Here is a 23,728-nt window from a genome sequence, read left to right as displayed (position 1 = left end):
CTAGACCATCTCGCCCGTCAGCAGGCGCGGCAGGGCGCCGGATTGACCGCGGGCTTCGGCCATGAATCGATTCTTGAGCAGGGAGGTGCGCTGCACCGCCGCCAGCCCGGCGCGGCGGACGAGCGAGGGGATGCGGCCCGGCACGTCGAACAGCCGCACCAGCCCATCCATCGCCACGCTGGTCATCATCGCGTCCAGCCCGCGCCAGCGCTGATAGCGTGCCAGCAATTGCGCGTCGCCCGGATCGAGGCCGAGCCGCATGCCCTCCACCAGCACCTCCACCAGCGCGGCGACATCGCGGAAGCCCAGATTGAGGCCCTGCCCGGCGATCGGGTGGATCGCATGGGCGCTGTCCCCGACCAGCGCGAGCCGCGTGCCGGTGATCCGCGCCGCATGGTGGAAGCCGAGCGGATAGCTGGAGCGCGGCCCCGCCAGCGCGATTTCGCCCAGGAAGCCGCCCATGCGCTTCTGCGCCTCCGCCAGCCAGGCGCGCTCGGACAGTTTGAGCATTGCCGGGGCCTGATCCGTCGGCACGGTCCAGACGATGGCCGACCGCGTGCCGGGCAGCATCGGCAGCAGCGCGAAGGGGCCGCCGGGGTAGAATATCTCATAGGCCGTGTTGGCGTGCGGCACTTCATGGTCGATGGCCGTCACCATCGCGACATGCCTGTAGTTCCAGCGCGTGGTGCGGATGCCCTCCACCTCGCGGGTCGGGCTGTTGCGGCCCTCCGCCGCGACCAGCAGCGCGCCGTGGATCGTCTCTCCGCCGGCCAGGGTCAGCGTCACGCCATCGGCATCCCGGTCGACATGCAGCGCCCGGTCGGGCTGGAAGCGGGTGAGGTTCTCCGCCTTTTCCGCCGTCTGCGCCAGGGCTACGCGCAGGTCGCGATTGGGGAACATGATCCCCATCACCCCGTCATCCGCGTCCGGCGCGAAGTCGAGCGCGCCCGGTTCCAGCCCGTCGCTGACCCAGATGCGGTCGATGGGGCACCCCTTGCCCTCCAGATGGTCGGCCACGCCTATCGCCGACAGCATGGCGTAGCTGGTCGAACTGATGGCCGAAACGCGACCGTCGAACCCGGCGGCGGTGGTCTCCACCGGGTTGGCCGGATCGATCACGGCGCAGCGCACGCCATGGCCGGAAAGCGCGATGCCCAGGGTCAGGCCGACAAGGCCACCGCCCAATATGACGACGTCGAAGCGTTGCATGGCGGCGGTTCTAGGCGGTTGCGAGGGGATTGGGAAGGGCATCCCATCCCCGTTCGCCCTGAGCTTGTCGAAGGGTTTTACTTTCTCCCCAGCACAACGCTTGAAAAGAAAAGTAAAGGGCTTCGACAGGCTCAGCCCGAACGGGGCGACGTGGTTTCGTCGTTTACAGCTTCCGCACCCAGTTCGCCGGGTCGGCCACCGTACCGCGCTGGATGCCGGTCAGGTCGGCGCGCAGCGCTTCGGTCACGATGCCGCCGTCGCCATTGCCGATGGTGAAGTCGCCATTGACGCTCTTCACCGTGCCGATGGCGGTGACGACCGCCGCCGTGCCGCAGGCGAAGGCCTCGCGCAGCTTGCCGCTGGCGGCGTCGGCGCGCCATTGGGCGAAGCTGTAGGGTTCCTCCCGCACCTCATGCCCCTTGGCGCGGGCAAGCGAAATGATGCTGTTGCGGGTGATGCCCGGCAGGATCGTGCCGGAGAGCGGCGGGGTGACGATCGACCCGTCGTCCATCACGAAAAAGACGTTCATGCCGCCCAGTTCCTCGACCCACTTGTTCTCCGCCGCGTCGAGGAAGACGACCTGGTCGCAGCCATGGCTGATCGCCTCCTTCTGCGCCACCAGCGAGGCGGCATAGTTGCCGCCGCATTTGGCCGCGCCCGTGCCGCCGCGCGCGGCGCGGGTGAAATGTTCCGACACCCAAAGCGTGACCGCCTTCTTCCCGCCCTTGAAATAAGCGCCGGCGGGCGAGGCGATGACGCAGAAAATATATTCGTTCGCCGGACGCACGCCCAGGAAGGTCTCGCTGGCGAACATGAAGGGGCGCAGGTAGAGGCTGCCCTCCCCGCCCGGAATCCAGTCGGCGTCGGTCTTCACCAGCAATTCGACCGCTTCCAGGAAGAGCTCTTCGGGCAGGACCGGCATGGCCATGCGTTCCGCCGATTCGGCGAAGCGGCGGGCATTTTCCTCCGGCCGGAACATGGCGATGCTGCCGTCCTCCAGCCGATAGGCCTTCATCCCTTCGAAGATTTCCTGCGCATAGTGCAGCACCGCGCAGGCGGGATCGAGCTGGAAGGGTTCGCGGGGACCGATGGCGTGGCTGTGCCAACCCTGCCCCTCCGTATAGCGAATCGTCACCATATGGTCGGTGAAGAGCTTTCCGAAACCGGGGTCCGCCAGCAGCACGGCGCGCTGGTCAGCCGGTACGGCCTTGCCGCTGCGGGTGACGGTGAAGCGCGATGTCTGCTGGACGTCCATGACGAAAAACTCCTTTGGGTTGGACGGGGCCGCCTATGTCACAGTTGGCGGTACGAAACAATCGGTCAATATTACTGACCCATGTGCATGGCCATAGCCGATCCCGTCAGGGTGGCATCTTGGCGCTGGACCCCGGCGCGGCTATCCCAGCCCCATGCACTTTTTTTCCGACAATGCGACGCCGGTCTGCCCGGAGGCGATGGCCGCCATCGCGGCGGCCGACCGGGCCGACCACGGCTATGACGGCGATGGCTGGAGCGCCCAGCTGAACGGCGCCTTTTCCGACCTGTTCGGGACGGAGGCTGTGGCGCTGTGGATCGCTACGGGCACGGCAGCGAACAGCATCGCGCTGGCCTGCCTCTGCCCGCCCTATGGCGGCGTGATCTGCCATGAGGAGGCGCATATCGTCGTCGACGAATGCGGCGCGCCCGGCTTCTACACCCATGGCGCGAGCCTGATGGCGCTGCCCGGCGCGGGCGCGAAACTGTCGCCCGACGCCGTGACCGAGCGGCTGAAGGCGATCCGCCCCGACGTGCATCAGGTGCCCGCAAAAGCGATCAGCATCACCCAGGCGACCGAATATGGGTTGGCCTATAGGCCCGACGAGGTCGCGGCGCTGGGCGATCTGGCGCGGAAGCATGGGCTGGGTTTCCACATGGACGGGGCGCGCTTCGCCAATGCCGTGGCGCATCTGGGCTGCCATCCGGGCGACGTGACCTGGCGGGCCGGGGTCGACATCCTCTCCTTCGGTTGCGTCAAGAATGGCGGGATGATCGGGGAGGCCCTGGTCTTTTTCGGGGACCGGGCGCAGGCGCGGGCGGCGGAGGCGGCGCGCTGGCGCAAGCGGGCCGGGCATCTGTTCTCCAAGGGGCGCTATCTGGCGGCGCAGTTGCTGGCGATGGTGGAGGACGACCTCTGGCTGCGCAATGCGCGGGCGGCCAATGCGGCGGCGCTGGCGCTGGCGGAGGGGGCGGCGGGACGGTTGCTGCATCCGGTCGAGGCCAATGAGCTGTTCCTGCGCCTCAGCGAAGCGGAAAGGGCGCGGTTGCGGGCGCAGGGCTTCGATTTCTACGACTGGGGCGCGGATGCGGCGCGGATCGTCACCAACTGGTCGCAGGACGCCGCCAGCGTGCGGCCCCTGGCCGACGCGCTGAGGGCGTTGCAGGAATGAGCGGGGGCAAGGGCATCGTCCTGCCCTTCATCCTCGTCACCTTGATCTGGAGTTCGACCTGGATCGTCATCCGCGACCAGTTGGGCAGCGTGCCGGCAAGCTGGTCGGTCTGCTACAGATTCCTGCTGGCGGGGGTGGCGATGGCGATCTTCGCCCGGCTGCGCGGCGTGCCGCTGAATATCGGCGGCAGGGGGATGGTCTTTGCCGGGCTGCTGGGGGTGGCGCAGTTCGTGATGAACTTCAACTTCGTCTATCGCGCCGAACATTATCTGACGTCCGGCGTGGTGGCGGTGGTCTATGCGATGCTGCTGATCCCCAACAGCATCCTCGCCTATCTCTTCTTCCGCCAGCCGGTGAGCCGGGCCTTCGTCGCGGGATCGGTGGTGGCGGTCGCGGGGATCGCGCTGATGCTGGCGCATGAGGCGGCGAGCGTGCGGTCGGACAGGGTGCTGCTGGGCGCGGCCTTGGCGGTCGCCGGGCTGATGAGCGCTTCGGTCGCCAATGTGATGCAGGGGATGGAGATCGCCCGGCGGCTGCCGATGGTGGCGGTGCTGGCCTGGGCGATGCTGATCGGCGCGGCGGTGGATGCGCTGTTCGCCTGGATCACGGCCGGGCCGCCGGTGGTGGAGGCGCGGTGGAGCTATCTGGCGGGGATCGCCTGGCTGGGGCTGGCGGGTTCCGTCGTGACCTTCCCGCTTTATTTCCGGCTGATCCAGAGGATAGGCGCGGGGCGGGCCGCCTATACCAGCGTGCTGATCCCGGTGATCGCGATGCTGATCTCCACGCTGGCGGAGCGTTATCGCTGGACGGCGCTGGCGGGTGCCGGCGCGCTGCTGGCGATTGCGGGGATGGTGGTGGCTTTGCGGAGCAAGCGGGTTTAGCGGCGGACGCCCTGCTGATAGAGGCGCTTGGCCGCGTTCACCCGGTCGATCAGGCTGGCGAGCGGGACCGGCGCGGATGCGGCGCGTTCAGGTGGGGTCAGGCCGTTGATGCGCTGGCCGAGGGCGGTGAAGGCATGATCGAAGCGGTCCATCTCTTTAATCCCCGAAAGCTGAGGGGACAGCCATCGGGCAGGGATGGTTAAGAAGGCGTTAGCGATGTTCGGGCTTTGCGGCAGGCCGAGTCAGAGGCAGGCGCGCAGTCCTTCCCGATAGGTCGGATAGCGGGGGGACCAGCCGAGCAGGCGCTTTGCCCGCCCGTTCGCGACCCGCCGGTTTTCGGCATAGAAGGACTGCGCCATGGGCGACAGCGCCGCTTCCTCCAGCGTCAAGAGCGGCGGGAGGGGCATGCCCAGCATGGCGCAGGCGGCTTCGACCAGCCGGTTCTGCGCGCAGGGCAGATCGTCCGAGAGATTGTAGATGCCCGGCGGCCCACGGTGCAGAGAGGCGGCGATGCCCGCGACGATGTCGTCGACATGGGCGCGGCTGAAGACCTGATCGGGCAGGTCGATGCGATGCGCCCGCCCCTGCCGGACGCGGTCCAGCACCGAGCGTCCGGGGCCGTAGATGCCGGGCAGGCGGAAGCGCCGCATGTCGGGGCGCAGTTCGCCCCAATCGGCATCGGCCTGCGCCCTGACGGCGCGGCGGCCCTGGCGGAGAGGGGTGGCTTCGTCCACCCATGCGCCCGCCGCATCGCCATAGACTCCGGTGGAGGAGAGATAGCCGGCCCAGATCGCGGGAGCAGCAGCTATGGCGCTGCCGTAGCGGGCGAGGACGGGGTCGGCATCGCCTTCGGGCGGGACGGAGGAGAGGATGTGGCTGGCCTGCGCGATGGCGGCGCGGACGGCGCTTTCGTCATCGAAGGCGAGCGCTTCGGCATCGGCGGCGCGGCGGATGCCGGTGACGTGCCAGCCCTCCGCGCGCAGGCGGGCGGCCAGGCGGGAAGCGGTGTAGCCCTGCCCCAGAATGAGCATATGGGGCATGAAACGCTATTCCCTCAGACCGTGAAGCTCTCGCCGCAGCCGCAACTGCCCTTGGCATTGGGGTTGTTGAAGACGAAACCGGCGGCGAAGTCGTCCTCCACCCAGTCCATGGTCGATCCGACCAGATAGAGGACCGACGCGCCGTCGATATAGAAGGTGCCGCCGGGAGTTTCGATCTTCTCGTCGAACTTGGCTTCTTCGCTTACATAGTCGACCGAATAGGCAAGGCCCGAACAGCCGCGGCGGGGCGTCGACAGCTTCACGCCGATGGCGCCTTCGGGAGCCTGCGCCATCAGGTCGGCAATGCGCCGTTCGGCGGCTGGCGTCAGGATGACGGCGGCGGGTCGGGTGCGGATCTTGGTCGTCGTTTCGGTCATTTCCGTTCCTTCTTCCCTGCGGGAGGGGAGAGCGTTACAACATCCCCAGTTCGAGCTTGGCTTCGTCCGACATCTTCTGCGGATCCCATGGCGGATCCCAGACCAGGTTTACCTGCGCGTCCCCCACGCCCGGCACCGCGCCGACGCGCAGTTCGACTTCGCCCGGCATGGACTCGGCGACCGGGCAGTGCGGCGTGGTCAGCGTCATGGTGACAACGGCATGGCCGTCCTCCGTCACGTCGACGCCGTAGACGAGGCCCAGATCATAGATGTTGACCGGAATTTCCGGGTCGTAGATCTCCTTGAGCGCATCGATGATCGCGTCGTAGAGGCTGCCGCCCGGTTCGCCGACCGGCGTTTCCGCGGGTTTTTGCGCAAGGAAGCCGTCGAGATAGTCGCGCTGACGAGGCTCTTCCTCGACACGCACCTTCGGGGGCGTTTCTACCACCTCGACCTCTTCTACTAATATCTTCCGCTCTTCGCGATTACCTTCAGTCATTGGCGAAGATTTTCCTTACCCGTTCTATGCCCTTGACCAGCGCATCCACATCGCTTTCGTCGCTGTAGATGCCGAAGCTGGCCCGCGCGGTCGCCTCGACGCCCAGATGGCGCATCAGCGGCTGCGCGCAATGATGCCCCGCCCTTATGGCAACGCCCGTTTCGTCCAATATGGTGCCGACATCGTGCGGATGAACCCCCTCCACCTCGAAAGAGAGGATGCCCGCCGAATCCTCAGGCCCGAAGACGCGGACGCTGTTGAGGCTTTCCAGCGCTGCCCGCGCTTTGCCGACCAGCGCGCATTCATGGGCGTGGATCGCGTCCAGCCCGATGGCCTGCACATAGTCGATCGCCGCCGACAGGCCGACGACGCCGGTGATGTGCGGCGTTCCCGCCTCGAACCGGGTCGGCGGGGGGGCGTAGGTGGTTTTTTCGAACGTCACCTTGTCGATCATCGATCCGCCGCCCTGATAGGGGGGCATGGCGTCCAGCAATTCCTTCCGCCCCCAGAGCGCGCCGATGCCGGTCGGGCCGTAGAGCTTGTGCGCGGAAAAGACGTAGAAATCGCAATCCAGCGCCTGCACGTCGACGGCGAGGCGCGGCACTGCCTGGCAGCCATCGATCAGGATTTTCGCGCCGACGCTGTGGGCGATGTCGGCGGCGCGGCGAACGTCGAGCACGCTGCCCAGAACGTTCGACACATGGGCCAGCGCCACCATCCTGTGCGCGGGGGTGATCATCGCCTGCATGGCGTCGAGATCGATCCTGCCGTCCGGGGTGAGCGGCACGACGTCGATGGCGGCTCCGACCTTCTCCGCCGCGATCTGCCAGGGGACGATGTTGCTGTGATGCTCCAGCATGGAGAGCAGGATGCGGTCGCCGGTCTTGAGTTGCGTGCCCGCCCAGCATTGCGCGACGAGGTTGATGCCCTCCGTCGCGCCGCGGACATAGACGATCTCGCTGTCGGAAGCCGCGCCGATGAACTGCGCGACCTTGCGCCGGGCGGCTTCATAGGCGAGCGTCATGTTGGCGGAGCGCTCATAGACGCCACGATGGACCGTCGCATAGTCCGGGCCATAGGCGCGGGCGATGGCCTCGATCACGGCGTTGGGCTTCTGCGCGGTGGCGGCGCTGTCGAGATAGTGCCAGTCGCCGACGCCGGGGAAATCGTGGCGGAGGTCCAGAAATCCGTTCGGGCTGAGCGAAGGCGCTTCGCTGCGCTCAGCGGAGGGCTTCGACAGGCTCAGCCCGAACGGGGGGGGAGCGGGTTCCGTCATACAAGCGTCTCCAGCTTGGCGAGCGCTGCGGCTTCGAGGCTGTCCTTTACAGCTTCGTCGGCCATATCGTCGAACACGCCAGCGACAAAGGCCTTCAGCAGCAGCGTCTTGGCCGTCGCCGGGTCCATGCCGCGGCTGGCCATGTAGAAGAGGGCCTGCTGGTCCAATTCCCCGACCGTCGCGCCATGGGCGCATTTCACGTCGTCGGCGTAGATTTCCAGTTCCGGCTTGGCATTGGCCGTGGCGGTGCGGTCCAGCAGCATCGCCTTCACCGACTGGAAGGCGTCGGTGCGCTGCGCGGCGCGGGCGACGTTGATGCTGCCGAGATAGCTGCCGGTGGCATGCTGGCCCAGTATGGAGCGGATCGTCTGGCCGCTGGTCGCGTCCGGCTGCGCATGGGTGACGGCGGTGACGATTTCCAGCACCTGGTCGCCGCCGCCGATGATCGCGCCGTTCAGTTCGAAATGCGATCCCTTGCCCAGCGTGACGGCGAAGGTCACGCGGCCCAGCTTGCCGCCGATATTGAGGATATGGAAATCGCAGCGCGCTCCATCCGCAACGGTTATCGCATAATCATGCACCGCCGCCGCGCCGTCCGCCGCGTCCTGCAACAGATGATGGCGCGCATTTTCCCCGGCGGCGACATCGATGCGCGTCGGCGCGGGCGTGGGCCAGATGGCGGCCAGCGCGTCGAGGTCGCTGTAGCGCCATTCCTCGGCCTTGCGCGTGGGAAGGGTGAGAGCGTTCATTTCCCGCCTCCGTTCGCTTCGAGCGAAGTCGAGAAGCGGCCAAGGAACGGCTGTTGTTGCCAGACCATCACGCGGCCACCACCTCCGCATAGCCTTCGCGTTCCAGTTCCAGCGCCAGTTCGGGGCCGCCCGACTTCACGATCCGGCCGCCGGCGAGCACATGGACATAGTCCGGCTTCACATAGTCGAGCAGGCGCTGATAATGGGTGATCAGCAGAACCGCCTTGTCGGGCCTGCGCATGATGGCGTTGATGCCCGCGCCCACGATCTTGAGCGCGTCGATGTCCAGGCCGGAGTCGGTTTCGTCCAGGATCGCCAGCTTCGGGTCGAGGATGCCCATCTGCACCATTTCGGCGCGCTTCTTTTCGCCGCCCGAAAAGCCGACATTCACCGGGCGCTTCAGCATCTCCATGTCAAGGCCGAGCAGGGCCGCCTTCTCCTTGGCGAGCTTGATGAATTCGCCGCCCGACAGCGGTTCCTCTCCCCGCGCCTTGCGCTGGCTGTTGAGGCTCTCGCGCAGGAATTGCAGGTTGGAGACGCCGGGGATTTCGACCGGATATTGGAAGCCCAGGAACAGGCCCGCGGCGGCGCGCTCGTGCGGGTCCAAGCTGAACAAGTTCACACCGTTGAAAGAGGCAGTGCCGCCGGTAACCTGATACCCTGGACGGCCGCCCAGCGTATAAGCCAGCGTGGATTTGCCCGCGCCGTTCGGGCCCATGATCGCGTGGATCTCGCCCGCCTTGATGGAGAGCGACAGACCCTTCAGGATCGCCTTGCCGTCGATTTCGTTGGTGAGATTGTCGATGGTCAGCATTGCTTATCCCTTATGCGCGCGCTGGAGCGTCCGCGCTGTCCAGAAGGCCATGTCCCGCACGTCGCCGGGCGCGGGGAACAGCGTGTCGATATGGCGCTTGATCGGCATATAGGGCCACCAGTCGGCGCCGGGTTCGGGCGCGCCCTTTTCCAATATGCCGGTCACGAATTCGGTCACCGGACCCATGCGGGCGAGATTGGGGGCCTTCGCCTTGTGGAAGGCCTTGTCTGTCTTGAGGCGCTCCGTGAAGGCGGCGTCGCCCTTGTCCAGCGCTTCGCGGCATTCGGCCTGATAGGCGTCCAGGTCGCCGAAATCCTTGACCGCGCGGGCCTGGAGTTCGCCCTCCTCCAGCTCATAATCCTCCGTCAGGATGCGGATCGCGGCGGTCCATGACTGGCCGTTGCCGACATCCTCCGCGAAATCGGCGAGGGCGTCCTGGATATCGTCTTCGTCGCTCAAGAGTCTTGGTCCTTCAACTTCTCGGTTCAGCGATGATCTCGCGAATTTCATCGGCATCCATCCAGCCGTCGTCTTGCTCAAGAAGAGGTTGACGGGACGGCTCCAGTTCGGGGCTCGCCTTCACGAAGCGCTCCGACACTTCCGCAAACTCCATCCTCGTCATCATTCGTCACCCCGGACTCGATCCGGGGTCCCGCTGCCCTCGACCGTCGCGCAGACAGAAGCGGGATGCCGGATCAGGTCCGGCATGACGTAGGGGGAGGACGCAAGGATCAACCGACCGACCCTTCCAGCGATATGCCCAGCAGCTTCTGCGCCTCTACCGCAAATTCCATCGGGAGTTGTTGCAGCACTTCGCGGGCGAAGCCGTTGACGATCAGGCTGACGGCTGCTTCCTGGTCCAGGCCGCGCTGCATCGCGTAGAAAAGCTGGTCGTCGCTGATCTTGCTGGTCGTGGCTTCATGCTCGATCTGCGCGGAAGGATTGCGGACCTCGATATAGGGCACCGTATGCGCGCCGCACTGGTCGCCCAGCAGCAGGCTGTCGCATTGGGTGAAGTTGCGCACGCCCTCCGCGCCCGGCGCGACGCGGACGAGGCCGCGATAGGTGTTGTTGCTGCGGCCCGCCGAAATGCCCTTCGACACGATGGTCGAGCGGCTGCCCTTGCCGTTATGGATCATCTTCGTGCCGGTGTCGGCCTGTTGCAGATTGTTGGTGAGCGCGACGGAATAGAATTCGCCGACGCTGTTCTCGCCGTTTAGGACGCAGCTAGGATATTTCCAGGTGATGGCGGAGCCGGTTTCGACCTGGGTCCAGCTTACCTTGCTGTTGCGGCCCTGGCAGAGCGCCCGCTTGGTCACGAAATTATAGATGCCGCCCTTGCCGTTCTCGTCGCCGGGATACCAGTTCTGGACGGTCGAATATTTGATCTCCGCATCGTCCAGCGCGACCAGTTCGACGACCGCCGCGTGAAGCTGGTTCTCGTCGCGCATCGGGGCGGTGCAGCCTTCGAGATAGGAGACATAGCTGCCCTCGTCCGCGACGATCAGCGTGCGTTCGAACTGGCCCGTATTTTCCGCGTTGATGCGGAAATAGGTGGAAAGTTCCATCGGGCAGCGGACGCCCTTCGGGATGTAGACGAAGGTGCCGTCGGAAAAGACGGCGCAGTTCAACGTGGCGAAATAATTGTCGTGCATCGGCACGACCTTCCCCAGCCATTTCTTCACCAGGTCGGGATATTCGCGCACCGCCTCGCTGATGGAGCGGAAGATGACGCCCGCTTCCTCCAGTTCCTTGCGGAAGGTGGTGGCGACCGAGACGCTGTCGAACACCGCGTCGACCGCGACCTTGCGGCTGTTCTTCACCCCGGCCAGCACCTCCTGTTCGGCGATGGGGATGCCCAGCTTTTCATAGGTGGCGCGGATTTCCGGATCGAGTTCGTCCAGCGACTCCAGTTCCGCCTTCTTCTTCGGCTCGGCGTAATAATAGGCGTCCTGATAGTCGATCGGCGGGATGTTGAGCTTGGCCCAGTCGGGCGCCTCCATCTGCTGCCACATCGCAAACGCCTTCAGCCGCCATTCCAGCAGCCATTCCGGCTCCTTCTTCTTGGCGGAGATGAAGCGGACCGTATCCTCGTTCAGCCCCTTGGGCGCGAAATCCTGCTCGATGGCGGAGGACCAGCCATGTTCATAGGCGGAGGCGCGCTCGGCCGCCTCATGCGCTTCCAGGTTGCGGACGGTGGTGGCTTCTTCGGTCATAGCGTCTGCTCTGCAACTCGTTTCTCGACCTCGCCCGAAACGAACGGAGGCGGGGTGACTTCTCTGGCAAGGCTGGCGATGGTGACGCCCGCGAGCGCCGACCGGATCGCATTGTTCGCCACATTCATATGCGGGCGGATTCGGCAATCCTGCTCCAGCGCGCAGTCATGCGCGCCCATTTCGCTGCACGCGGTCATGGCGATGGGGCCTTCCACCGCCTCCACCACATCGGCCAGCGTGATCGCGGCGGGCGGGCGGCTGAGGCGGACGCCGCCGCCGGTTCCCCGGCTCGATTCGAGCAGGCCCGCGGCCGAGAGGCGGCTCACCAGCTTCTGCGCGGTGGGCAGCGGGATTCCGGTTTCGGCGGAAAGCGTGGTCGCGTTCATCTTCGCCACACCGCAATGGCGGGCGGCGGCGGACATCAGCACCACGGCATAATCTGCGAAACTCGAAAGCCTCATGACCCTATGTCTTGCGAACCATTCTCAAATCGGATCGAATCAATCCGATTGCGCATGTGGTCCCGCCTGCGGGTGGAATCAAGGCATTTTTGCTGGAGGCGGCTTAGCTGAAACGGTTGATCACGGCCACGTCCCCGCCCAGCGAGCGGCGCAGCAGGGTAAGTTGCGCCACGGCGCTGGGTTCGGTCTGCAACTGGTGCGGGGTCAGGCCGATGAAATGCTTGATCTCCCGAATGAAATGCGACTGGTCGTAGAAGCGCCCGTCGTCGCACAGCGCCTGCCAGCTTTCATGGTCGAGCGCGATCCGCGCGCTGCACCGCAGCGCCCGGTATTTGCGCGCCAGCAGCTTAGGCGGGCAGCCATAATATTTGTTGGTGAGCCGGGCGAGCTGGCGCGGCGACAGGCCGGTGATGTCGGCCAGCGTCTCGATCCGCGGGGAGCCTTCGTCCATCAGCCAGCCGTCCACCGCCTCCAGCAGCCGCCATGTCGATTCGGGCAACGGCACCAGCCTTTCCAGCAGGAAGGGCCAGCAGAGCGCCGCCATCTCCTCCGCATCGTCGGTGGCGCGGAGCTGTTCGAGAAGATCCCGATAGCCGGGAAGGTCGACCATTTCCTGCACGCGGTCGGTAAGGATACTGGCATCGCCGCCATGCAGCGCGATCCACCCGGCGGGCAGCAGCGAAATGCCGACCACCCGGCCCGCCCCCCTCAGGTCGAAGCGCGTCGCGCCCATGGTCGGCCCCAGCAGGCACACCTCCGGCGTCGGCAAAATCGTTCCGTCATGGAAATGATAATCGCCGCTATTGTCCAGCATGAAGCGAAGTTGGGGCACGTCCGCGCGGGTCACGTCGGAATATTGGTCGGCCGTTTCAGTGAAGATGTAGAGCGAGCCGAAATAGGCGTTGAGTTGTTCGGGCGGCGCGAAATAGCGCAACCGAACGGACCCCTGCGCCGCGTCCACGGTATAGGACAGCGGAGCATGACCATCTCTTACCGTGATATTCGAAGCCCCCCCGGGCGCCTCGCCTTTATGCGACCCCATATTTCACCCCGGAATGCAATACTCGCCAACGGGGTGGGGGTGCAAGGGGCTATGCTGGACGGAACGCCATTTTCCGTCTCGTTCCAAGGCGATGAACAGGCGGTTCCCGGAAAAAAATGACCCGGCGGTTTTCACCGCCGGGTCAGGAAAAGGTCTCGTCAGCCAAATGGCCTAGAGCCTTCGGGTCGCGAGACTCTCTTACGTCCGAATCGGGGAAATTTTATTGGATGGATCGGACATCGGTCGGATCAAAACGGGACGAATCTCGGGGAATCTTGTTAAGAAATGTGGTTCCTTCCTTACTGTTGCCGCGCTGCAACAGCGACTCGACGGGACGGCCCTGCGCTGGCATAGCGCCGCCATGTCCTATCGCCTGATCCGCCCCCTTTTCTTCGCGCTGGATGCCGAGCGCGCCCATAACCTGTCCATCGCATTGCTGCGCCTGATGCCGGCGCCGCCCATGCCGGAAGCCGATTCGATGCTGGCGCAGACGGTGGCCGGCATCGCCTTTCCCAATCCGGTGGGCCTGGCGGCGGGTTACGACAAGGAGGGGCTGGTCGCGCACAAGATGCACGGCCTGGGTTTCGGTTTCGCCGAATTGGGGACGCTGACCCCCCTGCCGCAGCCCGGCAATCCCCTGCCCCGTCTGTTCCGCCTGGCCGAGGACCGGGCGGTGATCAACCGCATGGGGTTCAACAATGGCGGCCAGGCCGCGGCGGCGGAGCGGATCGCGACGCGCCGGCGGGCGGGCAGCAACGGACAAACTCCCGTCATCGGCATCAATATCGGCGCCAACAAGGACGCGGCCGACCGGATCGCGGACTATGCGACCGGCGTCGCCTGCATGGCACCGCTGGCCGATTATCTGACGGTCAACATCTCCTCCCCCAACACGCCGGGCCTGCGCGCGCTTCAGGACCGGGCGGCGCTGGACCAGTTGCTGGGCGCGGTCATGGCGGCGCGGGGGACGGATCGCACGCCGATCTTCCTGAAGGTCGCCCCGGACCTGGAGCCGGCCGATGTCGAGGATATTGCCGCCGCCTGCATCGACCACAGGATCGATGCGCTGATCGTGTCCAACACCACCATTTCCCGGCCTTCGCTGCGGTCTCCGCTGGCGGGGGAAGCAGGCGGCCTGTCGGGCGCGCCGCTGCACGATCCGGCGCTGCAAAGGCTGCGCGATTTCCGCAAGGCGCTGGGCACGCGGCTGCCGCTGATCGGCGTGGGGGGGATCGCCGATGCGGAACAGGCCTATGCCCGCCTCCGCGCCGGGGCCAGCCTGATCCAGCTTTACAGCGCGCTGGTCTATGAAGGGCCGTATCTGGCCAAACGGATCAATGCCGGCCTGAAGGCGCTGATGGCGCGGGATGGGGTGAAGAATATCAGCGAGATAGTGGGTATCGACGCTTGATCCGTCCTGTGGGTTGCAGACCGCAACGCAGCGATTAGGGTGCCGGACATGATTTCTCGCCTTTCCGGCCTGTTGGCTCCCCTCGCCCTTTTCGCCCTCCTTCCCGCCCCGCTCGCGGCGCGGGAGCCGGTTTCGGTCAACGCCACCGTGTCCGCCGCCGATCCCCGCGCCGCCGAGGCCGGGCAGGAGATATTGCGCAAGGGCGGCAGCGCCACGGACGCCGCCATCGCCATGATGCTGACGCTGAACGTCGTGGAGCCGCATAATAGCGGCATCGGCGGCGGCGGATTCATCATGCATCATGACGGGCGGACCGGCGTGCTGGAGTCGATCGACGGGCGGGAGGCGGCTCCGGCGGCGACGCGGCCCGACCGATTCATGGGGGCGGACGGCCAGCCTTTGCCCTTCCGCCAGGCGTGGCCGGGCGGCTATTCGGTCGGCGTGCCGGGCAATGTGCGGCTGGCCTGGGACGCGCACCGCAAATGGGGCAAGCTGCCCTGGGCCGATCTGTTCCAGCCGGCCATCCGCTATGCCGAACAGGGGTTCGAGGTGCGGCAGAGGCTCGACACGGCGATGAAGGCGGTGGCGGCGGTGTGGGCCGATTTTCCGGAAATCCAGAAATTTTTCTGGATCGACGGGAAGCCTGCACCGATGGGAACGGTCCTCAAGAACCCGCCGCTGGCCGCCCTGTTCAAGCGGATCGCGGCGGAGGGGCCGGACGCCTTCTATCTGGGCGAGAATGCCCGGATGATCGCGGAGACGGTCAGCAATGCGCCGAAAAATCCGGTGCCGATGACGGAGGCCGATCTGGCGGGCTATCGGGCCAAGCCGCGCAAGCCGGTCTGCGGCCCCTATCGCGCCTATACGGTCTGCGGCATGGGACCGGCTTCGGCGGGCGGGATCACCGTGCTGCAGGTGCTGGGCATGGTGGAGCGATTCCCGCTGGCGCAATGGGGCAAGGACGATCCCCGGTCCTGGCATGTCATCGGGGAGGCGATGCGGCTCGCCTATGCCGACCGGGAGACATGGCTGGGCGATCCGGAATTCGTGTCCGTGCCGATCAGCGGGTTGATCGACCGGGATTATCTGAAGCAGCGGTCTGCGCTGATTTCCATGGGCAGGGCGCTGAACGACTATCGTCCCGGCACGCCGCCGGGGGCGGAGAAGCGCACCGCCGCCCTGCCCCAGCCCGAATCGGGCACCAGCCATTTCGTTGCGGTGGACAGGAATGGCGACATCGCCGCCTGGACATCCACCATAGAGAGCTTCTTCGGCAGTCAGTTGATCGCCAATGGCGTGATCCTGAACAATGAACTGACCGATTTCAGCTTCACGCCGGAAAAGGACGGCGCGCCGGTCGCCAACCGGGTCGAGCCGGGCAAGCGGCCGTTATCTTCCATGTCGCCGACCATCGTCTATGACGCGGCGGGGACGCCGGTCTTCACTGTCGGCGCGGCCGGGGGGAAGACCATCATCATGCAGGTGGTGAAGGCGCTGATCGCGCATTTCGACTGGGGGCTGTCGGCGCAGGATTCGATCGCGCTGGGGTTCCAGTTCTTCGACAAGGAGGGGCTGGTGCTGGAGCAGGGCACGTCGCTGGAGGCGATGAAGGCGCCGCTGGAGAAGATGGGGCACAAGGTGTCGATCAGCCGCTTCGGATTGAAGGCCAATGCGGCGGAGCGGATGGCGGATGGGCATTGGGTCGGCGGCGCCGATCCGCGCAGTCCGGGGGTTTCGTTGCAGGAGTAAGAATATACTGTCATCCCCGCGGAGGCGGGGATCCATCTCCCATAAGAAGCCTCAAGCCGGACGGTCGGGAGATGGGTTCCCGCCTGCGCGGGAACGACGGGCGATTTTTATGGGGAATCACCCCTTCAAATCCAGCCCGGCGACGTTGAATATGAAGGGAAATGTCTTGTCCTTCGGGCCTATGACCAGATTGACCTTGAGCATCTTGCCGTCCTTGATCGCGTCATAGGGTCTGGCGGCGGGCAGGATTTCGATGCCATCCTTGTTCTCCGTCATCCGGCCTTTCCATTCATGGGTCTTGCCGTCATCCGTGATCGCCATGACCTTGCAGTCCGACAGGTCGCAGGTGAAGGGCGCGCCGACCAGCTTGACGGTGACGTCGGCCTCCCCCTTTTCCATCGGCTGGACCAGCAGGACGGAGAAAGTGTCGGCCGCCGTCATGGTCTGCACGCTGTTGGCGCTGCCGATATAGGCGACCTTGGGCTTTCCGCCCTCGCCGCCCTCATATTTCCAGACCTGGCCGATCCGGTCGCGCTGCGTCGGCGCCTTGTCCTCCGGCGAGGAGCAGGCCGCGACCAGTCCCATGGCGGCCAGTGCCCAAAGGGTGCGCATCTCTTCTCTCCTTGCCCGTCGTTACGGGAGGAGAACGCGTCGGCGCGGCGGGGTTTCCTTCCGCTCAGCGATAGCGGGCGGCGGTTTCCCGGATCAGCGCGATCATGTTGGGGATGCCCTGCGTCCGGTTGGAGCTGAGCTGGTTGCGCAGGTCGAACGGCGCGAGCGCGGATTCGATGTCGGTTTGGGCGATGGCGGCGGGCGGCTGGTCCTGCACGGTCAGCAGCACCAGGGAGATGATCCCCTTGGTGATCGCGGCGTTGCTGTCGGCCAGGAAATGGAGGCGTCCGTCCTCCAGCACGGTCGGATAGACCCACACCGCCGCCGAACAGCCGCGCACCAGCGTCGCATCGGTCTTGAGCGCGTCGGGCATGGGTTCCAGCGCCTTGCCCAGGTCGATCAGCAGGCGATAGCGGTCGTCGGCGTCGAGAAATTCATATTCTTCGACCAGATCGGCAAGGACGGGCGGTTGGCTCATGGCCGCCATATAGGGGGAAAATCGGGTGGGGGAAGCATTATCCCGCCGGGTGGGTGCTGTCCGGAGGGGGGGGATGGCTCGCTGCGCTCGCGCCCACCCCCTGGCCCCCTCCCGCTTGCGGGAGGGGGAATATTTGGGATTATAGATCGACGCCGGCGGCGATGGCTTCCAGCTTGCGGATGCGTTCCTTGAGGTCGGCCACCTCGATCCGGGTCGCGGTGGAGGGCGGCGCGGCGTCATCCGAACCGCGGGCGAGTTCCGCCCGCTTGAGGTCCAGCCAGCCGTTCCAGCCGCGCAGGGCGGTGGCAGCCACGATGGCAAGCCCGGTCAGGGCCGCGACCGCCAATGTCAAGGTGATGAGGGGGTCCTGCATATCGTCCTCCCTGTGATGATGGGCCGCGTCAGTCGCGGTCCCGAAGCCTGTCGAATTCGCGCTCCAGCGCGGTGCTGCTGTCCGTCGCCAGCCGTTCCAGTACGGCGACCCGGTCCTTGAGCGCCTTCACCTCCGCCCGGAGCCGTTCGGCTTCCGGATCGGGGCCGCGCTGGACCAGTTCCTCGCCCTTGTGGCGGCGGACGATGCCATATTTGGCGCGAACGACGCTGGCGATTGCCGCTATGGCGACGATGGCGACGACCATTTCAAACGGATTCATGACTTTTTTCCCTTGCTGAGCGGGGGGCCCTCCAGTTGGCGGGGCCGCGCAGACGCTCGATTTCCCTGTTCAATGCGTGACTTTCATCGGTCACGATGCGCTCGACCACGGCCAGCCTGTCCTTCATCGATCCGAGTTCGGCGCGAAGCCGGGCGTTTCGTTCCGGCATGGCAGACCTCCCTCCTTCCGCTCCCCCAATGGGCGCGGCCTATCAGATGTTCGATTTCTCAGACAAATCGGCCGATTTTTCGACGGGCTCCCCAGCCTGTTCGATAAACGGCGTGGGGCGCGCAATTCCGTCAGCGCAGGCTGTCGATCTCTTCCGCCAGCCGGGTGTTGCGGCTGGTGTAGTAGGTTTCGATGTCCGCCAGGCGCCGGTCGATGTCGCGGAACTTGGACCGCACGTCGCGGGTGGAGCGCGCCGGATTGGCGCGCACGCCCTGCCAGAATTTCTCGTCGTCCCGGTCGGCATAGAGGCCCGACGGCTTGTTGTCCGCGATCACGCCGATGGCGAAATAGGCGAGCAGCGTCCAGCCGATGATGAAGAAGGACAGGAACATCGCGACCCTGACCCAGACCACGTCGATCCCGGTATAGTCGGCGATTCCGGCGCAAACGCCCATGAACTTGCCGTTCTGCTTGTCGAGGTAGAATTTGGTGCGGCGGGCGCTCATGTCAGTTCCTCCGGTCGAAGCTGTAATCGTCCGTCTCCTGCGGACGCGAAGGGCGGAAATCGGGATTGTCGGCGGCGACGATCCGTTCGACCGTCATCAGCCGCTCCTCCAGCCGCCGGGCGAGCAGGTGAAGCTCGTCCAGCAGCCGCTCATCCTCATCGGTGATCTTGGGCGCCTGCTTCCACTTGGTGACATAGTGGAAGATCAGCCAGGGCATGCCGATGAACAGCATGCCGCAGATCATGATGGGCAGGAACACGTCCTCCATGCGTCATTCTCCCTTCTGCATGCTGGCTTTCAGGGCGGCGAGTTCGGCGTCGACCTTGTCGGACGCCTGCAACTCGGCAATCTCCTCCTCCAGCGTCTTGGGCTGCTGGCCCAGGGTCGCGGCATCGGCGCGGCCTTCGGCCATGTCGACCCGCCGTTCCAGCATGTCGAAGCGGGCGAAGGCGTCGTTCACCTTTTCTCCGGCATAGGCTTCGCGGACGCGCAGGCGATTCTGGGCGCTTTCCATCCGGGTCACAAGGCTGTTCTGGCGGGCGCGGGCCTCGCGCAGCTTGGCCTGGAGCTTGGCGATATCCTCTTCGGAGGCATGCAGGGCTTCGTCCAGCACCGCGATTTCGTGCGAAAGCTGTTCGGCCATGTCGGCCGCCTTCTGCTTTTCGACCAGCGCGGCCTTGGCGAGGTCTTCGCGGTCCTTGCTCAGCGCGAGCTGGGCCTTTTCCGTCCAGCTATGCTGCAAGCCCTCCAGCTTGGCGATGTGGCGGCGCATCTCCTTCTGGTCGGCGATGGTGCGGGCGGCGGAGGCGCGCACCTCCACCAGCGTCTCCTCCATTTCGAGGATGATCATGCGGATCATCTTCGACGGATCTTCCGCCCGGTCGAGCAGGTCGGTGACATTGGCGGCGATGATGTCGCGGGTGCGGGAGAAAATACCCATTTGAACTTCACTCCTGGTACGAACTTGTGTGGCGGGCCTTACGCCAGATAGTGCAAGGCCGCGGGGCATTCGGGGTTCACGAGCAGCGGCGTTTCGCTGGCGCGCGCCGGGCCGACCGCCGAAAGGATCAGGGTCGATCCGAACAGGACGGAGGCGATGGCGACGGACAGGAACTGGCCGATTTCGCGGACGCTGTTGCTTTGCTTTTCCATGATGAAACTCCTGAACCTTGGCCTTCATATCGTGCCGCTTGATCGATCAGCGGCTTCGGCATTCGATATTGCAGAAGCCGTGCCAATTTCTGGAAATGGCGGAATTTCGCGGTTTTTTACGGGCGTTCAAGAATAAGGCTTGCCGAAAGGTGGGAAATTTCACCATAAGTTGGGCATGGAGAAAAATACCCAGTTCGTCGGCCAGTCGCTGGCCTTTCTGGATGCGGTCGAGCAGGCCGGGCGCGCCGCCGAACTCAACCGGCCGGTGCTGGTCATCGGGGAGCGCGGGACGGGCAAGGAACTGATCGCCGAGCGCCTTCATCGCCTGTCGCCGCGCTGGGGCGAACCGCTGATCGTGATGAACTGCGCCGCCTTGCCGGAAACGCTGATCGAGGCGGAACTGTTCGGCCATGAGCAGGGCGCCTTCACCGGCGCGGCGCGGGCGCGGGCGGGACGGTTCGAGGAGGCGGACGGCGGCACATTGTTCCTGGACGAACTGGGCACGCTGTCCATGGCGGCGCAGGAGCGGTTGCTGCGCGTGATCGAATATGGGGAGGTGACGCGGATCGGCGCGTCCAAACCCATGACCGTCGACGTGCGGATCGTCGCGGCGACCAACGAAGACCTGCCCGCCGCCGCCGATGCCGGGCGGTTCCGGCCCGACCTGCTGGACCGGCTGAGTTTCGAGGTCATCACCCTGCCGCCGCTGCGGGCGCGGGAGGGGGATGTGGCGGTGCTGGCGGATCATTTCGGGCGGCGCATGGCGGCCGAGATCGGCTGGCCGCAATGGCCGGGCTTTTCCGCCGCCTGCATGGCCGAACTGGAGGCGCATGCGTGGCCCGGCAATGTGCGCGAACTGCGCAATGTGGTGGAGCGGGCCGTCTATCGCTGGAACGAGCCGGGGCGGCCGGTCGCGGCGATCATGTTCGATCCCTTCGCCTCGCCGTGGAAGCCGAGGCCCATGACGGTTGCGAAGGTCGAGATGGCTCCGGCGCCGTCATCGGTGGCGGCGGCGAACGGGCATGAGGCGGTCACGGACCTGAAATCGGCGGTCGACGCGCATGAGGCGGCGATCGTGCGGGCGGCGCTGGAGCGGTATCGCTACAACCAGCGGGCCACGGCGAAGGGATTGGGGCTGAGCTATGACCAGCTTCGCCATTGCATGAAGAAGCATGGGTTGAGCGCGGGGTAGCGCTACGTGCTCCTGCGAAGGCAGGAGCCCAGTCCTGCCCTCCGAACTGGGCTCCTGCCTTCGCAGGAGCACGTGGCCCTTCATCACCGCGTCGGCACGGGTTCTGCGCCGGAATAGTCGTAGAAGCCCTTGCCGGTCTTTCGGCCGAGCCAGCCTGCCTCGACATATTTCACCAGCAGCGGCGCGGGGCGGTATTTGGGGTCGCCGGTCGTGCCCTGAAGCACCTTGCAGATCTCCAGGCAGGTATCCAGGCCGACGAAATCCGCCAGCGTCAGCGGGCCCATGGGATGGTTGAGGCCCAGCATCACGCCCTTGTCGATGTCGACGACGCTGCCCACGCCTTCGCCCAGCGCGAAGATCGCTTCGTTCAGCATCGGCAGCAGGATGCGGTTCACCACGAAACCCGGCGCGTCGAATGCGTGGACCACCTGCTTGCCCAGGCTGGCGGCGAAGCCCTCCACCGCCGTCACCGTTTCAGGGCTGGTGGCGAGGCCGCGAATGACCTCCACCAGCGCCATCACCGGCACCGGGTTGAAGAAATGGACGCCGACGAAGCGGCCCGCATCCGGGGCGGCCTGCGCCAGCCGGGTGATCGGGATGGAGGAGGTGTTGGACGCCAGGATCGCGTCCTGCGCCAGCAGCGCGCCGACATTGGCGAAGATGGTGCGTTTGATCTCTTCCCGTTCGGTCGCGGCCTCTATCACCAACTGGCAGGCGGCCAGCGGGGCGATGTCGCCCGCCGGCGCGATCCGGGCGATGGCGGCGTCGGCGTCGGCCTGCGCCAGCTTGCCCTTCTCCACCGCCTTGGCGAGCAGGCGGATGATGTCGTCGCGGCCCTTTTGCGCGCGCGGCAGGTCGACGTCCGACAGGATCACCTCATATCCCGCCTGCGCCGCCACCTGCGCGATGCCCGCGCCCATCTGGCCCGCGCCGATCACGCCCACGGTCCGAATATCCTTCATCGCCGAAAACCCTCCTGCCGAATCCTCTTCGCCAGCCCCCTAGCGCCATGGCGGGCAGGCCGCCAGAGCTTCCGCGCGGCGGGAAAGCGGACGGAAAGCCCCGGACGGTCGGCGGAGTGCCGATTTCTGCGATTTCCCGCTTTGCGCCCTGCCTGCTTGATGGTTAAAAGCCCCGGCATGTCCGTTTCAGACCCGCTGCCCGCGCCGGCAACCGGAAGGTTCATCGCCGCCGAGCATCACTTCCCGCTGCGCGTCTATTTCGAGGACACCGATCTTTCGGGGCTGGTCTATCACGCCAATTATCTGCGCTATATGGAGCGGGCGCGGTCGGACATGCTGCGCATCGCCGGGATCGACCAGCGCGGCAATCTGGAGGGGGGCGAGGGCGTCTATGCCGTCACCGACCTGCAATTGCAGTATCGCCGCCCGGCCCGGCTGGACGACGACCTGATGGTGGTGAGCCGCGTCACGAAGGTGGGCGCCGCTTCATGCTCTATTCATCAGAGGGTCATGCGCGGTGAGGAATTACTGACGGAGGGCGATGTTTCCGTCGCCTTCCTGACGCCCCAGGGCCGCCCGCGCCGGCAACCCAAGCCCTGGATCGACATTTTCAGCCGTTTGATGAGAGGGGAAGACATCCGCCCATGAGCCTTTCGATGCCCGACGTTGGCCTTGCTGTCGGCAGTGCCGCGCAAGCCGCCACCATTTCGCCGCTGGCCCTGTTCCTTCAGGCCGACATCGTCGTGAAGGTGGTGATGCTGGGCCTGCTGCTGGCCAGCATCTGGACCTGGGCGATGATCATCGGCTTCAGCTTCACGCTGCGCAAGGCGAGCAGACAAAGCCGCGCCTTCGAACAGGATTTCTGGAAGGCGGAGGATATCGACCGCTTCTACGAGGCGCGGGGCAAGTCCGAATTCCCCGCCGCCAGGGTGATGGCCGCGGGCGTCACCGAATGGCGCCGCTCCACCGCGCAGAAGGTGATCGACCGGGAGGGCACCCGCGACCGGCTGTCGACCGCCATGTCCAGCACCATCGCGGCGGAGGTCGACCGGCTGTCGGACCGGCTGAACATATTGGCCACCATCGGGTCGGTCGCGCCCTTCGTCGGGCTGTTCGGCACGGTGTGGGGCATCATGCGCGCCTTCACCAGCATCGCGGCGGAGCAGAACAGCAGCCTGGCGGTCGTCGCGCCGGGCATTGCGGAGGCGCTGTTCGCCACCGCCATCGGCCTGTTCGCGGCGATTCCGGCGGTGATTGCGTACAACCGCTTCAGCCATGGCATCAACCGGATGGAATCGGGGCTGACGCGCTTTGCCGACGGCTTCTATTCGACGCTGAGCCGGGAACTGGAGGCGCAGCGGTGACGGGTGAAAGGGAAGCGCGCTGATGGCCATGTCCGGACCTCCCTCCGCGCGTCGCGGGCGCGGGCGCGCGCCGATGGCGGACATCAACGTCACGCCGCTGGTCGACGTGATGCTGGTGCTGCTGATCATCTTCATGGTGACGGCGCCTTTGCTGGTGACGGGCGTGCCGGTGAACCTGCCCGAAACCCGCGCCAAGGGGCTGGACCAGGACCAGAAGCCGACCGTCGTTTCCATCGACCGGGACGGGGGCGTCTTCGTCGACGACGCGCAGATCAGCGACGCGGAACTGCCCGGCCGTCTGGCGGAGATCATGTCCGCCAATGCGGGCAAGGCCGATCCGCCGCAGATATTCCTGCGCGCCGACAAGGGGCTGGACTATGGCCGGGTGATGCTGGTCATGGGCGAGTTGAACCGGGCGGGCCTGAACAAGGTCGCGCTGGTCAGCACCGGCTCCGACGCTGCAAGCAGCGGTTCAGAATAGGGGCCATAGG

At 65.8% G+C, this 23,728-nt stretch carries 32 protein-coding genes; 8 read left to right on the top strand and 24 right to left on the bottom strand.

Features of this window, described 5'->3' with window-relative positions; all coding sequences use genetic code 11:
• On the bottom strand, window positions 1–1,209 hold the full coding sequence (locus SIDU_RS16640; protein ID WP_007684368.1) for an FAD-dependent monooxygenase: 1,209 nt from the start codon (window positions 1,207–1,209) through the stop codon (window positions 1–3).
• 163 nt (window positions 1,210–1,372) lie between these two features.
• On the bottom strand, window positions 1,373–2,464 hold the full coding sequence (locus SIDU_RS16635; RefSeq protein ID WP_007684367.1) for a branched-chain amino acid aminotransferase: 1,092 nt from the start codon (window positions 2,462–2,464) through the stop codon (window positions 1,373–1,375).
• Window positions 2,465–2,618: 154 nt separating this feature from the next.
• Between SIDU_RS16635 and SIDU_RS16630 the strand changes: the two genes are divergently transcribed.
• Both SIDU_RS16630 and SIDU_RS16625 read left to right on the top strand, forming a co-directional pair.
• The gene (locus SIDU_RS16630) at window positions 2,619–3,635 is read left to right on the top strand and encodes a threonine aldolase family protein (protein WP_007684366.1); all 1,017 of its coding nucleotides are present in this window, start codon (window positions 2,619–2,621) and stop codon (window positions 3,633–3,635) included.
• The gene (locus SIDU_RS16625) at window positions 3,632–4,516 is read left to right on the top strand and encodes a DMT family transporter (protein ID WP_007684365.1); all 885 of its coding nucleotides are present in this window, start codon (window positions 3,632–3,634) and stop codon (window positions 4,514–4,516) included. The genes SIDU_RS16630 and SIDU_RS16625 overlap by 4 nt, the downstream gene beginning before the upstream one ends.
• On the opposite strand, the gene SIDU_RS19840 is transcribed toward SIDU_RS16625, so the two are convergent.
• The 12 genes from SIDU_RS19840 to SIDU_RS16575 form a co-directional block, all read right to left on the bottom strand.
• On the bottom strand, window positions 4,513–4,668 hold the full coding sequence (locus SIDU_RS19840) for a hypothetical protein (RefSeq protein WP_007684363.1): 156 nt from the start codon (window positions 4,666–4,668) through the stop codon (window positions 4,513–4,515). The genes SIDU_RS16625 and SIDU_RS19840 overlap by 4 nt on opposite strands.
• A gap of 90 nt (window positions 4,669–4,758) precedes the next feature.
• Window positions 4,759–5,556, bottom strand: a complete 798-nt coding sequence (locus SIDU_RS16620) for a Rossmann-fold NAD(P)-binding domain-containing protein (RefSeq protein WP_025772789.1) — start codon at window positions 5,554–5,556, stop codon at window positions 4,759–4,761.
• Between the two features lie 14 nt (window positions 5,557–5,570).
• Window positions 5,571–5,933 (bottom strand): HesB/IscA family protein, encoded by a 363-nt coding sequence (locus SIDU_RS16615; protein WP_007684358.1) that lies wholly within the window; start codon window positions 5,931–5,933, stop codon window positions 5,571–5,573.
• Window positions 5,934–5,967: 34 nt separating this feature from the next.
• Window positions 5,968–6,432 (bottom strand): SUF system Fe-S cluster assembly protein, encoded by a 465-nt coding sequence (locus SIDU_RS16610; RefSeq protein ID WP_007684356.1) that lies wholly within the window; start codon window positions 6,430–6,432, stop codon window positions 5,968–5,970.
• Window positions 6,425–7,708 carry an aminotransferase class V-fold PLP-dependent enzyme gene (locus SIDU_RS16605; RefSeq protein ID WP_007684354.1) on the bottom strand — a complete coding sequence of 428 codons (1,284 nt, stop codon included), beginning with the start codon at window positions 7,706–7,708 and terminating at the stop codon, window positions 6,425–6,427. The genes SIDU_RS16610 and SIDU_RS16605 overlap by 8 nt, the downstream gene beginning before the upstream one ends.
• Window positions 7,705–8,457, bottom strand: a complete 753-nt coding sequence (locus SIDU_RS16600; RefSeq protein ID WP_007684353.1) for a SufD family Fe-S cluster assembly protein — start codon at window positions 8,455–8,457, stop codon at window positions 7,705–7,707. The genes SIDU_RS16605 and SIDU_RS16600 overlap by 4 nt, the downstream gene beginning before the upstream one ends.
• A 67-nt stretch (window positions 8,458–8,524) precedes the next feature.
• Entirely contained in the window at window positions 8,525–9,271 is a 747-nt protein-coding gene (gene sufC / locus SIDU_RS16595) for a Fe-S cluster assembly ATPase SufC (RefSeq protein ID WP_007684352.1), read from the bottom strand.
• Between the two features lie 3 nt (window positions 9,272–9,274).
• The gene (locus tag SIDU_RS16590; protein WP_007684351.1) at window positions 9,275–9,730 is read right to left on the bottom strand and encodes a hypothetical protein; all 456 of its coding nucleotides are present in this window, start codon (window positions 9,728–9,730) and stop codon (window positions 9,275–9,277) included.
• Window positions 9,731–9,743: 13 nt separating this feature from the next.
• Window positions 9,744–9,884, bottom strand: a complete 141-nt coding sequence (locus tag SIDU_RS19695; RefSeq protein WP_158514637.1) for a hypothetical protein — start codon at window positions 9,882–9,884, stop codon at window positions 9,744–9,746.
• Window positions 9,885–10,002: 118 nt separating this feature from the next.
• Window positions 10,003–11,487: a Fe-S cluster assembly protein SufB gene (gene sufB / locus SIDU_RS16585; RefSeq protein WP_007684350.1), complete on the bottom strand. Its 1,485-nt coding sequence runs from the start codon at window positions 11,485–11,487 to the stop codon at window positions 10,003–10,005.
• A complete protein-coding gene (locus SIDU_RS16580) occupies window positions 11,484–11,948 on the bottom strand; it encodes an RrF2 family transcriptional regulator (protein WP_007684349.1) in 465 nt (154 codons plus the stop codon). The genes sufB and SIDU_RS16580 overlap by 4 nt, the downstream gene beginning before the upstream one ends.
• A 103-nt stretch (window positions 11,949–12,051) precedes the next feature.
• Window positions 12,052–12,882 carry a helix-turn-helix domain-containing protein gene (locus SIDU_RS16575; protein ID WP_007684348.1) on the bottom strand — a complete coding sequence of 277 codons (831 nt, stop codon included), beginning with the start codon at window positions 12,880–12,882 and terminating at the stop codon, window positions 12,052–12,054.
• Window positions 12,883–13,351: 469 nt separating this feature from the next.
• On the opposite strand from SIDU_RS16575, the gene SIDU_RS16570 reads away from it, so the two are divergent.
• Both SIDU_RS16570 and ggt read left to right on the top strand, forming a co-directional pair.
• Window positions 13,352–14,401, top strand: a complete 1,050-nt coding sequence (locus SIDU_RS16570) for a quinone-dependent dihydroorotate dehydrogenase (RefSeq protein ID WP_007684342.1) — start codon at window positions 13,352–13,354, stop codon at window positions 14,399–14,401.
• Between the two features lie 48 nt (window positions 14,402–14,449).
• On the top strand, window positions 14,450–16,150 hold the full coding sequence (gene ggt / locus SIDU_RS16565; protein ID WP_007684341.1) for a gamma-glutamyltransferase: 1,701 nt from the start codon (window positions 14,450–14,452) through the stop codon (window positions 16,148–16,150).
• Window positions 16,151–16,267: 117 nt separating this feature from the next.
• Here the strand turns inward: ggt and SIDU_RS16560 are convergent, their stop codons facing one another.
• The 9 genes from SIDU_RS16560 to SIDU_RS19835 form a co-directional block, all read right to left on the bottom strand.
• Complete coding sequence (locus tag SIDU_RS16560) at window positions 16,268–16,762, bottom strand: hypothetical protein (RefSeq protein WP_007684339.1); 495 nt, start codon at window positions 16,760–16,762, stop codon at window positions 16,268–16,270.
• A 64-nt stretch (window positions 16,763–16,826) separates the two neighbouring features.
• Complete coding sequence (locus SIDU_RS16555) at window positions 16,827–17,240, bottom strand: SufE family protein (protein ID WP_007684337.1); 414 nt, start codon at window positions 17,238–17,240, stop codon at window positions 16,827–16,829.
• A gap of 139 nt (window positions 17,241–17,379) precedes the next feature.
• Window positions 17,380–17,613 carry a hypothetical protein gene (locus tag SIDU_RS16550; protein WP_007684335.1) on the bottom strand — a complete coding sequence of 78 codons (234 nt, stop codon included), beginning with the start codon at window positions 17,611–17,613 and terminating at the stop codon, window positions 17,380–17,382.
• A gap of 28 nt (window positions 17,614–17,641) precedes the next feature.
• A complete protein-coding gene (locus SIDU_RS16545) occupies window positions 17,642–17,893 on the bottom strand; it encodes a hypothetical protein (RefSeq protein WP_007684332.1) in 252 nt (83 codons plus the stop codon).
• Window positions 17,880–18,062, bottom strand: coding sequence for a hypothetical protein (locus tag SIDU_RS20370; protein ID WP_037509511.1), 183 nt, complete (start codon window positions 18,060–18,062; stop codon window positions 17,880–17,882). Before SIDU_RS20370 ends, SIDU_RS16545 begins: the two co-directional genes overlap by 14 nt.
• Window positions 18,063–18,192: 130 nt before the next feature.
• A complete protein-coding gene (gene pspC / locus SIDU_RS16535) occupies window positions 18,193–18,567 on the bottom strand; it encodes an envelope stress response membrane protein PspC (RefSeq protein WP_007684330.1) in 375 nt (124 codons plus the stop codon).
• A 1-nt stretch (window position 18,568) separates the two neighbouring features.
• On the bottom strand, window positions 18,569–18,835 hold the full coding sequence (pspB, locus tag SIDU_RS16530) for an envelope stress response membrane protein PspB (RefSeq protein ID WP_007684328.1): 267 nt from the start codon (window positions 18,833–18,835) through the stop codon (window positions 18,569–18,571).
• A 3-nt stretch (window positions 18,836–18,838) separates the two neighbouring features.
• On the bottom strand, window positions 18,839–19,507 hold the full coding sequence (gene pspA / locus SIDU_RS16525) for a phage shock protein PspA (protein WP_007684326.1): 669 nt from the start codon (window positions 19,505–19,507) through the stop codon (window positions 18,839–18,841).
• 38 nt (window positions 19,508–19,545) lie between these two features.
• Complete coding sequence (locus SIDU_RS19835) at window positions 19,546–19,719, bottom strand: hypothetical protein (RefSeq protein ID WP_007684324.1); 174 nt, start codon at window positions 19,717–19,719, stop codon at window positions 19,546–19,548.
• Between the two features lie 175 nt (window positions 19,720–19,894).
• On the opposite strand from SIDU_RS19835, the gene pspF reads away from it, so the two are divergent.
• The gene (gene pspF, locus SIDU_RS16520; protein WP_007684323.1) at window positions 19,895–20,911 is read left to right on the top strand and encodes a phage shock protein operon transcriptional activator; all 1,017 of its coding nucleotides are present in this window, start codon (window positions 19,895–19,897) and stop codon (window positions 20,909–20,911) included.
• A gap of 83 nt (window positions 20,912–20,994) precedes the next feature.
• Here pspF and SIDU_RS16515 read toward each other — a convergent pair whose 3' ends face one another.
• The gene (locus tag SIDU_RS16515) at window positions 20,995–21,873 is read right to left on the bottom strand and encodes a 3-hydroxybutyryl-CoA dehydrogenase (RefSeq protein WP_007684322.1); all 879 of its coding nucleotides are present in this window, start codon (window positions 21,871–21,873) and stop codon (window positions 20,995–20,997) included.
• A 177-nt stretch (window positions 21,874–22,050) separates the two neighbouring features.
• Here SIDU_RS16515 and ybgC point away from each other — a divergent pair, with 177 nt between their 5' ends.
• Genes ybgC through tolR form a run of 3 tightly spaced genes read left to right on the top strand, consistent with a single transcriptional unit; the run spans window position 22,051 to window position 23,718 of the window.
• Window positions 22,051–22,521, top strand: coding sequence for a tol-pal system-associated acyl-CoA thioesterase (ybgC, locus tag SIDU_RS16510; RefSeq protein ID WP_007684321.1), 471 nt, complete (start codon window positions 22,051–22,053; stop codon window positions 22,519–22,521).
• A complete protein-coding gene (gene tolQ, locus SIDU_RS16505; RefSeq protein WP_013041466.1) occupies window positions 22,518–23,237 on the top strand; it encodes a protein TolQ in 720 nt (239 codons plus the stop codon). The genes ybgC and tolQ overlap by 4 nt, the downstream gene beginning before the upstream one ends.
• Before the next feature lie 22 nt (window positions 23,238–23,259).
• Window positions 23,260–23,718, top strand: coding sequence for a protein TolR (gene tolR, locus SIDU_RS16500; RefSeq protein ID WP_007684319.1), 459 nt, complete (start codon window positions 23,260–23,262; stop codon window positions 23,716–23,718).
• Window positions 23,719–23,728 lie beyond the last annotated feature (10 nt).

Origin of the sequence: Sphingobium indicum B90A (assembly GCF_000264945.2) — a bacterium.
Classification (GTDB): domain Bacteria; phylum Pseudomonadota; class Alphaproteobacteria; order Sphingomonadales; family Sphingomonadaceae; genus Sphingobium; species Sphingobium indicum.
The sequence above is the reverse complement of the archived record's forward strand: the minus strand, read 5'-3'. Positions and strand labels throughout refer to the sequence as shown.